Consider the following 12,873-nt stretch of genomic DNA (forward strand, 5'->3'; position numbering starts at 1 on the left):
TAGCGCTCTATGACTACCGCCTTTGTATTTGATGAAGAAACTGTTTTATGCCAGCAAACCCTTGATGGCTGGTCGCCTATACAGGTTGATTTACCACAATTTAATCCGAATAATAGCCACGACGCTTATCAAGTCGGTCACGTTGCGCTATTTGAAAGTTTAGCGCTATGCTCAGCGGGCGATAATCATTTAGAGCCGACGCAAGCACATAACGCGCCAGCAACAAGTGCCATTACTTATCGTTATGCTCAAAGTAATAACATTGCTTTACCTACAATAACGCCTGTACCCACAACTGATAGTAGCGTTAGTCAAGACAGCATTGCTTTTATAGCCTATCGTCAATTAATCACCCAATTGCCAGTTCCCTTAGCCGCGCAACTGAGCCAAGCCATACAGCTGTTACGCTGGCAAGCCGATACGCAATTTTGTAGTCGCTGTAGTGCGCCCGTTACTGCCGCTCAATTTGGTGAGCGCGCGATGGTTTGCGCGGTTTGCGAATTACGCCAATATCCACGTGTGCAGCCGTGCGTGATTACGGCGATTACCCGACCCAATCCGCTAACGGGCGAAATGCAAATTTTACTCGCGCATCACCATCGTTATGGCAGACAAAGTCCGCCCCTACAATATGGGCTGATTGCAGGCTTCATCGAAGTGGGTGAAAGCTTAGAGCATGCGGTGGCACGTGAAGTTAGCGAAGAAGTGGGTATTCAGTTGACTGATATCCAGTACGTAAGCAGCCAGCCGTGGCCGTTTCCTTCTAATTTAATGCTCGGTTTCCGCGCCTCTTATGTCAGCGGTGAGATTGTAATACAAGAAGATGAGCTGTCACATGCGGACTTTTTTGATATTTCAGATTTACCGAAGATACCTTTTAAAGGTAGCATTGCTTATCATTTAATTGAGCAAATTGTTCATGAGCAAGGCATGACACTTTAGTCCTTGTTTGTATTTTGTGCTATCTTTGGTCACTATATTTTCTCATGCCAGCCCTCTATCACTGCTGACGGCTGTTAAGGTCAATCATTAAATGCCCAGTACTACAAACGCCCGTTTAGTCAGCTTACCTATCTTATTTGATACGTTAGCACTCGATGCCCTTCCCAATGATGTGCAGGAGCAAATTGCGCAGATTGATGCCTGTCTGCCGCAAACACAATGTGGATTATGCGCACACCCAGATGGTTGCCTGCCGTATGCTGCTGCTATTGTTATGGATGGTGAGCCTTACAATAAATGTGTGCCTGGTGGTCAGCCTGTCACCGATAGCATTGCTGACATTATCACTCGAAATAACATCGCCACTGCTGATAAGCCACTGCTCACTGCGACGCCTTCAAAATGGTCACTAGATTCTCTATCGCAGCGTCCTCATGAAGTTCGTGCCGTCATTCGTGAAGATGATTGTATCGGCTGTACTAAATGTATTCCTGCCTGCCCCGTCGATGCGATTGTCGGTACTGGCAAGCACATGCATACTATTTTTACCGATTTGTGCACCGGCTGTGAGCTGTGTATAGACCCTTGTCCGGTGGATTGCATCGATTTAGTGACGATTGAGCGTGAGCTATCTATACCCGAGCGTGCACAAGAACAAGACGAGCTACGCCAGCGTTATCATACCCATCTGCACCGCGTTACTGAGCAACTTGCAGACAGTAGTAATGCCAAGCCTGTCGTTAGTATGGTAGAAGCAAAGCTCAATAATGCGGCAAGCCAAACGCTTGATATCAGTGAACAACAAGCAAAAGATACTATTGCCGCCGCTAAATTGCGTACTAAAATTAAAAAGTTAGAGAAACAACTCAGTGTTCGTGATAATGCGGTTAAACAAGCTGAACTTATCACGCTACAAACGCAACTTGCACAAATTTAATCACTAACCACAACTGCTAAAATGATAAACAAAAACCATGAGTAAAACGGTCAAACATAAAACTGCGGATACCCCACCATCAAGACGGATGCCCAATCGTGATGTCCGCCCATTTTTTGAAAAATTGGCAGCGACGATTGATGAGCCGGTTACTGAGCTGGAGTATAAAAGTAACTTTGAGCTGCTTATCGCGGTGATTTTATCAGCGCAAGCGACGGATATTAGCGTTAATATTGCTACTAAGCAGCTATATCCAGTGGCTAACACGCCTGAGTCCATTTTGGCATTAGGTGAAGACGGACTAAAAGCGTATATTAAAAACATCGGCTTATATAACGCCAAAGCTAAAAATGTGATTAAAACGTGTCGTGATTTGATTGAGAAATTTGGCAGCACGGTGCCTGATAATCGTCAAGATTTAGAGTCGCTAGCAGGCGTCGGACGTAAAACCGCCAATGTGGTATTGAACACCGCTTTTGGGCAACCGACCATGGCTGTCGATACCCATATCTTCCGCGTTGGCAATCGTACAGGACTAGCGACAGGCAAAAACGTCCTTATCGTTGAACAAAAACTCATTGAACGTATTCCAGATGACTTTATACTGGACGCGCATCATTATCTCATTTTGCATGGGCGTTATACGTGTCAGGCACGCACGCCTAAATGTGGCGCTTGTCCTGTTTACGCTGAATGTATGTTTAAAGATAAAGCCGCCTTTGTCGAGCTGTAGTTAAGCCAGTAATCAGGCAGACCTGCGTGAGCGTTTTACCTTAATAAATATCTTGTTGAGTAATGCTCATAACAGTCTGGGCACAGCTCACTAGAGTTTTATGACGTTTCAGGGTAGAATAAGCCTATTTTTAGGCTGAGATGTCTTAGCAATAACCACGATATTGCTAAGGTAATAACCGTATACATAACGGTAGCTGCTCGTTAGTCTTATCTTGATTACCCTGCGCTAAAATACAGCGACTGCGTAACCTACCTTTTATTAGCCTATTATTAACGTCCCGTGATTTAGAAAATCAAACAAATTAAGCATTACCCATTACCTGCCGCGTCAATAATTGCACGGCAAACATTAATTAAAGCGGCGCTCAGACGTTATGCTTTTTCCTATTTTTATTGATTCAATTAAGCGATCCCACTATGCGTGAATACAACTTATTTACCTCAGAATCCGTGAGCGAAGGTCATCCTGATAAAATGGCTGACCAAATTTCAGATGCCATCCTTGATGCCATATTACGTGAAGACCTGCATGCACGCGTGGCGTGTGAGACACTGGTTAAAACGGGTGCAGTTATCTTGGCAGGTGAAATCACCACTACCGCAAATATCGACTTTGAACGTATTGTTCGTGATACGGTTAATGGTATTGGTTATCATCATTCAGACCTTGGTTTTGATGGCGAGACTTGTGCCGTTATTAACATGCTTGGTAAACAGTCTCCTGAGATTGCCCAAGGCGTTGATCGCAGTAACCCTGAAGAGCAAGGCGCGGGCGACCAAGGTTTGATGTTTGGCTATGCCAGTAATGAGACTGAAGTGCTCATGCCTGCGCCCATTGAATACGCCCATCGTTTAATGCAGCGTCAGTCTGAATTGCGCCGTGCCGGTGAACTACCGTGGTTACGTCCTGATGCAAAAGCGCAAGTGACGCTTAAATATGATGGCAACCAACCGGTAGCGATTGATGCCGTCGTCTTATCGACTCAGCATGATCCCAGCATCTCGCAAAAGGATCTGCAGGAAGCAGTGATGGAATCTATCATCAAGCACGTTTTACCCGCTGACCTATTACACGCTGGTACGCGCTATCATATCAACCCAACGGGTAAATTCGTAATTGGCGGTCCTGTAGGCGACGCAGGATTAACGGGTCGTAAAATTATCGTAGATACTTATGGTGGCATGGCACGTCATGGCGGCGGTGCATTCAGTGGTAAAGATCCTTCTAAAGTGGACCGTAGTGCTGCTTACGCAGTGCGTTATGTGGCTAAAAACATCGTTGCAGCAGGTATTGCTGATCGTTGTGAAGTACAAATTAGCTATGCAATTGGCGTTGCTGAACCAACGTCTATTTCGATTAATACTTTCGGTACCAACAAAATTGGTAACGATGAAATTATTCGCTTAATCCGCAAACATTTCGACCTACGCCCTTATGGCATTACGCGCATGCTGAATTTACTTCAGCCGATGTATCAACAAACCGCTACCTTTGGGCATTTTGGACGCGATGGTTCAGAGACGGCATTTACGTGGGAAAAAACCGATAAAGCTGACATTTTAAAAGCAGATGCTGGTTTGTAAGTAGTTGACTAACCGCTCTTAATATTAATGAACAAGTAGAAAATTATAAAAGCCGGACTTCGTAGCAGCATATTGCCTGAATAGAAGTCCGGCTTTCACTTTTTGCTCGCGCGTTTTAAATGCTTTGTTTTAATACACTATTTTATACATTCACAGACCATTAATAGGAGTAGCTTATGTCTCAAGATACCACCCAAGACAACAATCTGAACCTTAACAACCATGCGGATGCCGCTGTTGAAATTACTCCTGAAATGCAAGGGTTTTATCAACGTGCCGACGCCATTATTGGTTTAGCAAATAGCCAGCTTGGTGAAGACGCGCATTCAGGACAAGTAGGCGCTTCATTACTCTATGCTGCTGCTCGTTATAGCGCTTCAGTTGCCTCCATTGGTTTTGTAAAAGGCGATGACTTTGCTAAAGAAAAAGACGATATCGTCGAGTTTTACGTCAAACAATACCGTCAAATGCTCAGTGACAACTTAACTGATTATGCACAAAACTTTGATCAGTATATTAATATTAATAAGCAATCATAAAGCCTCATTAACCTGGTTGCTTTTTTGCTTTTTAACGCTATGTTTAAGTAGCATTAATTTAAGTATGAATAGTCCGTCTATTAGCAATGACTAATAGACGGGCTATTTTTTTGTGGTTTAGAAATAGAGTTTATAGTGATGGATGGATAGTGATGGATAGATAGCTTACTTTTATGGACTTTGATAACGTTAGAAATGAGGTATGATTAAAGAGAATATTTATGACTAACAGGACGTTATCATTTTAATAAACAAGGAGTTATTATGTTTATCAATCATTTTTCGATATCGTGGCAATCATGCCTTTCATTAGCGGGATTATCAGTGACGATGGCGTTAGCCGGCTGTAATAACATGCCGAATATTGCCGCGCCAGATACCTCGCCTATTCATACTCCCGCCATTAATCATCCAGCATCTAGCAATATTACTGCTACTAAATGCCCACCTTTTAATCCCGAACAAACCATGTGCACTGCCCAATATGATCCTGTCTGCGTCAAAATAAAGACTGGCTCAGTAGTCAGCTATCGCACGGCGGGCAACGCCTGCTCAGCGTGTGGCACTACTTCGGCAATCAGCTATGTCAAAGGGCAATGTCCATAATCATCTTAATAAAAGCTATAAGGCTATCACAACTATAAACGCTGATCATACACGTTAGGACTTTAAAAATGTAAAAAGCCCTAAGACAGCTTTCTATCTTAGGGCTTGGTTATCTTAGTGGTTAAAAGCAATTTATATTCAGCGTTAATCATACTTATAAAAAAGGACAAATAACGCCACGATATATATACTTTTAAAACACTTAGCTCATTCTGAGTTTATCAAAAGTCAGCTTATTATCAGCGCCAACATCAACTTTGATGATGTCACCTGCAATGAAGTCCCCTGCCAGTAATTTCAGTGACAGTGGATTTTCAATCTCTTGCTGAATGGCACGTTTGAGTGGACGCGCACCATATACAGGGTCATAGCCCACTTCAACCAACTGATTCATCGCGGCATCAGATAAGGTAATATCAAGCTCACGATCTTGGAGACGGCGACGCAAACGCTCCATCTGAATATCGGCAATACCTGCCATCTGCGCTTGTCCAAGTGCATGGAAAACGACAATTTCATCAATACGATTGACGAACTCAGGACGGAAATGCTCGCCAACTGATTCCATTACCTCCGCTTTGATATCTTCATAGCTTTCACCCACCATTTCTTGAATTTTATGCGAACCTAAGTTACTGGTCATAATAATCACGGTGTTCTTAAAGTCCACGACGCGACCTTGTGAGTCGGTCAAGCGCCCATCATCCAGTACTTGCAACAAGATATTGAACACATCAGGATGCGCTTTTTCCACCTCATCAAATAGCACGACGCTGTAAGGCTTACGGCGCACCGCTTCGGTTAACGCACCACCTTCTTCATAACCAACATAACCAGGAGGCGCACCTACCAATCGGCTGACGCTGTGTTTTTCCATGAACTCACTCATGTCAATACGCACCAGTGCATCCTCTGAGTCGAACAAGAAATTCGCCAAAGATTTGGTCAACTCCGTTTTCCCAACGCCTGTAGGTCCTAAGAATAAGAATGAGCCAGAAGGACGATTGGGGTCAGATAAGCCCGCACGACTACGGCGTACTGCATTGGCAACCGCTTCGACCGCTTCATCTTGCCCGATAACACGCTCATGGAGCTTTTCTTCCATGGATATTAATTTATCACGTTCGCCTTGCATCATTTTATTAACTGGAATGCCGGTTGCCGCGCTGACCACTTCGGCAATCTCGTTATCCGTGACTTTATTACGTAATAGCTTGATATTTGGTGCGTCCGTTTGCTCTGTTTGTTCAGCTATATCAAGCTTAGCAATTTGTTTCTCAAGCTCAGGTATGACACCATACTTTAATCGTGACATTTCAGCGACATCACCTTCACGCGTCTTTTTTTCTAACAGAATACGGGCTTTGTCCAAGTCTTCTTTATACTGGTTGCTGCCTTCTACTAACGCTTTTTCAGCCAGCCATATTTCAGTTAAATCTGCGTGCTCTCTTTCTATCTCTAATATTTGCGCATCAAGCAATTTTTTTTCAGCTTGGGCACCAGCATCTTCTTCATTTTTGAGCACTTCGCGCTGCATTTTGAGCTGCATCAGACGGCTATCTAATTTACCTAAGGATTCAGGCTTGCTGTCCATCTCCATGCGTAAACGGCTGGCGGCTTCATCGATTAAATCAATGGCTTTATCGGGCAATTTGCGGTCAGTGATATAGCGATGACTCATACGCGCCGCAGCAATGATGGCACTGTCTTGGATAACGACCCCGTGATGCAGCTCATAGCGACCTTTAAGTCCACGCAAAATCGCAATGGTATCTTCCACCGTTGGCTCATCAACCAATACCTTTTGAAAACGACGTTCAAGCGCGGCATCTTTTTCGATATACTGGCGATACTCATCTAACGTGGTCGCGCCCACACAATGCAGCTCACCACGAGCCAGCGCGGGTTTTAGCATATTACCGGCATCCATCGCACCGTCCGCTTTACCCGCCCCAACCAAAGTATGAAGTTCGTCAATAAATAAAATGACATTGCCTTCTTGTTTGGATAAGTCACTGAGTACGGCTTTGAGGCGCTCTTCAAATTCACCACGGAATTTTGCACCCGCGATTAAAGAGCCTAAATCTAAAGACAGTACTTCTTTACGACGCAGACCTTCTGGTACATCACCATTGATAATTTTTTGTGCTAAGCCTTCGACAATGGCGGTTTTACCAACACCCGGTTCGCCAATAAGTACGGGATTATTTTTAGTACGGCGTGACAGCACTTGAATGGTTCGGCGAATTTCTTCATCACGTCCAATCACAGGGTCAAGCTTACCAAGTTCTGCTTGTTCCGTCAGATTAACGGTGTATTTATTGAGCGCATCACGCTGATCTTCAGCATTTTGGTTATTAACGGTTTGATCACCACGCAGCTGTTCTATGACCGCTTTCAGCTTGGCAGCAGTTACGCCTGCCTTTTCAAATATTTTTTTGGTATCGCCTTGTTCAGCTAACGCCAACATCACCCACTCAGTGGCAATAAAGTCATCACCCGCTTTTTGGGCTTGACGGTCAGCAAGATTGAGAATCTTTACTGAATTTGGATTTAAATTAACGTCACCCGTTGGCTCGCTAATGACTGCTTGATTATCTAAAGCCTTTGCCACACCATTTTTAAGTGCAGGAATAGAAGCGCCCGCTTGCTGACAAATAGACAAATTCGACTCATCTTGTAGCAGTGCACCAAGCAAATGCACCGGATCAATACCAGTATGGTCGCGTCCTAATGCCAGACTTTGCGCTTCTTGAATGGCAGCTTGGAGTTTTTGAGTAAATTTTTCGAACCTCATGATAATATCCTTTTATAATTAGCATTAATGAATAGGTATCTACGGCAGCTCTTTTATTAAATATTTATGAAGTAGTGCTTACCATAATCTAGCATTTATATATGGCAAGATGGGTAATTTTTCAACTTATTATTTATTCATTTATCAGTAGGATTTAGCCCAGATGAATGTCACGATAGTTACGGATATTTGGCGCAGACAAGGTGTCAGGCTGAGTAAAATACAGCTCATAGAAGAGTTGTAGAAGGGTTATAAACCAGATATTTTAATGCATAATTTAATCTTTATTAACCATTAACACTAGGCAAAATATGACCACTAAAAATTCAATAACAATTGCGCCATTATCGAACACTGATTACGATGCTTGGTTAAGCCTGTGGCAAAACTATCTGACATTTTATGAGACCAGTTTGCCATTAGAAACGACGAACGCAACATGGCAAAAACTCTTAGATAACCACGTGCCTATTCATGGCTTTGGCGCGTGGAAAGACGGCACACTCGTCGGCATGACTCATGTGGTATTGCATCCCAATACGTGGAATATTACTGACTGTTGTTATTTAGAGGACTTGTACGTGAATGAATCTGTACGTGGACAAGGTGTCGGACGAATGCTGATTGAGCACGTATATGCCTTTGCTACTGAAAAAGGCTGTAATCGCGTCTATTGGACTACTCAAGAAAGCAATACAGCGGCACGCTATCTTTATGATACGCTTGCCACCAAAACCGATATGATGAAATACCGCAAAGACTTATAATTTAAATGCATTATTTATCAAAATTAATGTCAAAAAAAAACGCTAAGTGTTAAATACTTAGCGTTTTTTTTACTATTAGTCTCGCTTATCAATGGTTATTTGCCATAAGTGCATAAATAAGCCGTTTCTACATCAACTTTAACCCCAAAATTTTGGTTGGCTTCAATGGTAAATGATTGACCCGCATCAAAGGTTTGCCAGTCATCACTCTCTGGTAATTTGACCGTTAAAGCACCGCTTACAACGGTCATGGTTTCAAATTCACTGGTGCCAAATTCGTATTCACCGATTTCCATAACCCCAACCGTTGCAGGCTTGGTTGCCGTTTGAAAGGCGATAGAAGTCACTTTATTATCAAAATAATTATTCACGCTTGGCATCATTTTTCCTTAAATTATTGTCATTTATACTAAAAATACTGTTATTAGAAGCTACTTACTGACTTATAGCCCCGCTTTTAGACTGGCTTCAATAAACTGATCCAAATCACCATCAAGAACGGCACCGGTATTAAAGGTTTCAACGCCCGTACGCAAATCTTTGATACGCGAATCATCCAGCACATAGGAGCGAATTTGACTGCCCCAACCGACATCAGATTTACCATCTTCCACCGCTTGTTGGCTCTCCATGCGCTTTTGCATCTCTAACTCATACAGTTTGGCACGCAGCATTTTCATCGCGGTCGCTTTATTGCCATGCTGACTACGCTCATTCTGACAAGTCACCACGACACCTGACGGCTCATGAGTAATACGTACCGCTGAATCCGTCGTATTAACGTGCTGACCGCCTGCGCCTGATGAGCGATAGGTATCAATACGCAAATCCGCTGGGTTGATATCAATTTCAATATTATCATCAATTTCGGGTGACACAAAAACGGCAGCAAATGAGGTATGGCGACCATTATTACTATCAAAGGGCGATTTACGTACTAGGCGATGCACGCCGATTTCTGTCCGTAGCCAACCAAAAGCATAATCGCCTTTAATCTCAATAGTCGCTGATTTAATGCCCGCAACACTACCGGAAGATACTTCAATCATCTCCACTTTAAAGCCGTGCGCCTCCGCCCAGCGCGTGTACATACGCAATAGCATCTCTGCCCAATCTTGCGCTTCAGTGCCGCCACTGCCTGACTGAATATCCAAGTAGCAATTATTCGGATCCATCTCGCCACTGAACATCCGACGAAATTCTAAATCGGCAACGCGAGCTTCTGCATCATCCAACTCTGCTTGAACATCAGCAAGTAGCGACTCATCATCCTCTTCTACCGCCAACTCTAGCATCGCGGACGCGTCTTCTAGTATGGTCTCTAATGACACCACCACATCAATTACCCCATCTAACAGGCTTTTTTCTTTATTAATCTTAGTGGCGCGTTCGGGGTCATTCCACAATTCAGGATTTTCTAATTCTAAATTAACCTCTTCCAAACGTTCTTGCTTGCCATCGAAGTCAAAGATACCTCCGCAAGTCCTGACCACGCTCAGATAAGTCTTTAATGCGTTCTTGATACGGGTTGATTTCCATGAACATTCCTATAAATGAGAATTAAAAAAACGGGGGTTATACGGCGATATTTTAAACCAAATTAAAGCAGACGTTTGCTATTAAATAAACTAAATCGACCAATCTTCGACTGCCCAGCGGTGTGCCAAGGCATGAGCATGCAGCGCATCGTCAGGCGAGACACAAATAGCCACATCCGCCCATTCAAGCAAAGGAATATCATTTTTGGAATCAGAATAGGCATAGGTTTTAGCATAGTGTAAGCCTGCCAATTGCTGCTTATTTAACCATTTATCTAAATGATAAATCTTACCTTCTTTAAAGTTCGGCTTATCGGTTAATTTACCCGTGTAGCGCTCGTCTTTAATTTCTAGTGGCGTGGCAAGTACATTGGCATCTTCCACCCCAAAACGCTCAGCGATGGCGGACACCACAAAGTCATTAGTCGCAGAGATAATCACCACATCATGACCCAATTCTAAATGCTCACGCAACACGGTTAGTGCTTTTGGGCGCATGTGCGGCTCGATTTCATACTTAATATAATCTTCGCGCAAGGCATGCAAACGATCTAGCGGCAAAGTCGTTAAAAACTGCGCGACAAACTCATTATATTCAGTCGCATCAAGTGTTCCTTCAATATATTGCTCATAAAAAGCTTGGTTGGCGGTACGATACTGCGCTTCATCGACCAGACCGTGGGTGACGATATACTCGCCCCATAAATAATCGCTATCGACATCAAGTAACGTATGGTCTAAATCAAATAACGCTAACGTGCGTGGCATATTTTCTGTAGTGGCAGATAGCGTGTCGATATTAAGGTTTTGTGCAAGCGTACTCATAGTAAAAGTCTCATTGATAATGCATGGGTATTCATTCAGAAAAAATAATGTTAGTTATTATTGCTAACGCTCATGATGGTTAAGGCACAGTTATTCTGGCGCTGTCATTTCTTGCAGAGCGTTTTTAAAGGTTTGGCTATGGGCGGCATAATGTACAGCAGACGCTTTAATCATAGCGACTTGCTCATCGGTTAAAGTTTTGACCACTTTTGCAGGCGCGCCCATCACCAAGGAATTATCTGGAATAATTTTACCTTCTGTTACTAAAGCATTAGCGCCAATGATACAATTTTTACCGATTTTGGCATTATTCAGTACCACAGCGCCAATGCCAATCAGACTATTATCGCCCACTTCACAGCCATGTAACATCGCTAAATGCCCAATAGTAACGTAATTACCAATCTGTACGCTAATGCCTGCATCGGTATGAATGACGCTGTTTTCTTGAACATTAGTATAATCACCGATATTAATGCGTTCAACGTCACCGCGAATCACCGCACCGAACCAAACACTGGCTTGATGCCCTAAATACACATCGCCAATGACCTGCGCTGAATCCGCAACCCAACCATTAAAAGGCACTGCAAACTCAGGCATTTTGTCTATATATTTTAATATCATGGTCTGTCCTTGGCGTTTGTTAACTTGGTATTTATAATACTTAGCAGTTATTAATTTATTAGTTATTAATTTGGCATTTATGAATAAGTAAACAGTCATTTATTATCGGAAATTCAGACATTCTGAGTCATGTTAATAAAAGCGTATTCGATATCAAGAATGGTATAGGCTTTATAGTACAATCACCCTAAATATAATCCTACTAAGGAATAAAATAATGAACGGCAAAAGATATGCCTCTGTCATCTTGCTATCGAGTAGCTTGATGGTAGCCGCTCCTACTTATGCAGGAAATGCCTCCAATACTGAAAGAGCAGGCGATATTATTGCCATAGCGATACCTGCAATTGCCTACGGTAGCACGCATTATATGAACGATAAAGAGGGACGTCAGCAATTTTATCACTCATTTGCTGCCAACCTTGGCACGACTTACGCTCTAAAATCAATTATTGATAAAGAGCGACCAGATGCTAGTGGTAATAATTCATTTCCATCGAGCCATACCTCAGTTGCCTTTCAAGGCGCGAGCTTTATTCATAAACGTTATGGACTAGAATATAGTATTCCGGCATATATTGGCGCAGGTTTTGTTGGATATAGTCGAGTAAAAGCAGATAAACATGATGTGTCCGACGTTTTAGCGGGCGCGGCATTGGGTATTGCCAGTAGTATGTATCTCACCAAAAGCTATAATGACCAATTATATATCGCACCCTCATTATCTCCAGATTATTATGGATTATCGGTGCATTATCAATTTTAAGCGCTTAACAATTTGCCACCACCTGACAGAATCGGCTGGCTATCTACAGCATTATTGTATATAATGCGCAAAATCTGTGCCTAAGCGAGCGGACATGATGCGACTTACCCATTCACTACCCTGTGAATTTTGTAGTTCTCATTGATAATGTCTCCTCGCTTTTTTGTGGAAAAAATTTGTGTCTGACCCTTTTTTTATTGACGTTTAACA

13 protein-coding genes are annotated in these 12,873 nt (G+C 42.9%); 8 read left to right on the top strand and 5 right to left on the bottom strand.

What is annotated here, in order from left to right:
- Window positions 1-9 precede the first annotated feature (9 nt).
- The 6 genes from nudC (at window position 10) to AOC03_RS02420 (ending at window position 5,343) form a co-directional block, all read left to right on the top strand.
- The gene (gene nudC / locus AOC03_RS02395; protein WP_062533434.1) at window positions 10-942 is read left to right on the top strand and encodes an NAD(+) diphosphatase; all 933 of its coding nucleotides are present in this window, start codon (window positions 10-12) and stop codon (window positions 940-942) included.
- A 91-nt stretch (window positions 943-1,033) separates the two neighbouring features.
- Window positions 1,034-1,879, top strand: coding sequence for an RnfABCDGE type electron transport complex subunit B (locus AOC03_RS02400; RefSeq protein ID WP_062533435.1), 846 nt, complete (start codon window positions 1,034-1,036; stop codon window positions 1,877-1,879).
- 37 nt (window positions 1,880-1,916) lie between these two features.
- Window positions 1,917-2,612, top strand: coding sequence for an endonuclease III (gene nth / locus AOC03_RS02405; RefSeq protein WP_062533436.1), 696 nt, complete (start codon window positions 1,917-1,919; stop codon window positions 2,610-2,612).
- 419 nt (window positions 2,613-3,031) lie between these two features.
- Window positions 3,032-4,198: a methionine adenosyltransferase gene (metK, locus tag AOC03_RS02410; RefSeq protein ID WP_062533437.1), complete on the top strand. Its 1,167-nt coding sequence runs from the start codon at window positions 3,032-3,034 to the stop codon at window positions 4,196-4,198.
- A 254-nt stretch (window positions 4,199-4,452) separates the two neighbouring features.
- The gene (locus AOC03_RS02415) at window positions 4,453-4,737 is read left to right on the top strand and encodes a DUF3144 domain-containing protein (protein ID WP_062536395.1); all 285 of its coding nucleotides are present in this window, start codon (window positions 4,453-4,455) and stop codon (window positions 4,735-4,737) included.
- Between the two features lie 264 nt (window positions 4,738-5,001).
- The gene (locus tag AOC03_RS02420) at window positions 5,002-5,343 is read left to right on the top strand and encodes a hypothetical protein (RefSeq protein ID WP_157049274.1); all 342 of its coding nucleotides are present in this window, start codon (window positions 5,002-5,004) and stop codon (window positions 5,341-5,343) included.
- Between the two features lie 202 nt (window positions 5,344-5,545).
- On the opposite strand, the gene clpB is transcribed toward AOC03_RS02420, so the two are convergent.
- Complete coding sequence (gene clpB / locus AOC03_RS02425; protein ID WP_062533438.1) at window positions 5,546-8,140, bottom strand: ATP-dependent chaperone ClpB; 2,595 nt, start codon at window positions 8,138-8,140, stop codon at window positions 5,546-5,548.
- 311 nt (window positions 8,141-8,451) lie between these two features.
- Between clpB and AOC03_RS02430 the strand changes: the two genes are divergently transcribed.
- Entirely contained in the window at window positions 8,452-8,907 is a 456-nt protein-coding gene (locus tag AOC03_RS02430) for a GNAT family N-acetyltransferase (RefSeq protein ID WP_062533439.1), read from the top strand.
- 95 nt (window positions 8,908-9,002) lie between these two features.
- Here the strand turns inward: AOC03_RS02430 and AOC03_RS02435 are convergent, their stop codons facing one another.
- From AOC03_RS02435 to AOC03_RS02450, 4 genes are all read right to left on the bottom strand, one after another.
- Window positions 9,003-9,287, bottom strand: coding sequence for a pyrimidine/purine nucleoside phosphorylase (locus AOC03_RS02435; protein WP_062533440.1), 285 nt, complete (start codon window positions 9,285-9,287; stop codon window positions 9,003-9,005).
- Window positions 9,288-9,350: 63 nt separating this feature from the next.
- Window positions 9,351-10,446, bottom strand: a protein-coding gene (gene prfB, locus AOC03_RS02440; RefSeq protein ID WP_157049275.1) for a peptide chain release factor 2 whose coding sequence is annotated in 2 segments (ribosomal slippage) — window positions 9,351-10,373 and window positions 10,375-10,446 — 1,095 coding nt in all. Because the reading frame shifts where the segments join, the coding sequence is not laid out codon by codon here.
- A gap of 89 nt (window positions 10,447-10,535) precedes the next feature.
- The gene (locus AOC03_RS02445) at window positions 10,536-11,213 is read right to left on the bottom strand and encodes an HAD family hydrolase (protein WP_227514311.1); all 678 of its coding nucleotides are present in this window, start codon (window positions 11,211-11,213) and stop codon (window positions 10,536-10,538) included.
- Between the two features lie 147 nt (window positions 11,214-11,360).
- Window positions 11,361-11,897: a gamma carbonic anhydrase family protein gene (locus AOC03_RS02450; protein WP_062533442.1), complete on the bottom strand. Its 537-nt coding sequence runs from the start codon at window positions 11,895-11,897 to the stop codon at window positions 11,361-11,363.
- Between the two features lie 217 nt (window positions 11,898-12,114).
- Between AOC03_RS02450 and AOC03_RS02455 the strand changes: the two genes are divergently transcribed.
- The gene (locus AOC03_RS02455; protein WP_062533443.1) at window positions 12,115-12,663 is read left to right on the top strand and encodes a phosphatase PAP2 family protein; all 549 of its coding nucleotides are present in this window, start codon (window positions 12,115-12,117) and stop codon (window positions 12,661-12,663) included.
- Window positions 12,664-12,873 lie beyond the last annotated feature (210 nt).

The sequence above is a fragment of the Psychrobacter urativorans genome (genome assembly GCF_001298525.1).
In the GTDB taxonomy this organism is placed as follows: Bacteria; Pseudomonadota; Gammaproteobacteria; order Pseudomonadales; family Moraxellaceae; genus Psychrobacter; species Psychrobacter urativorans_A.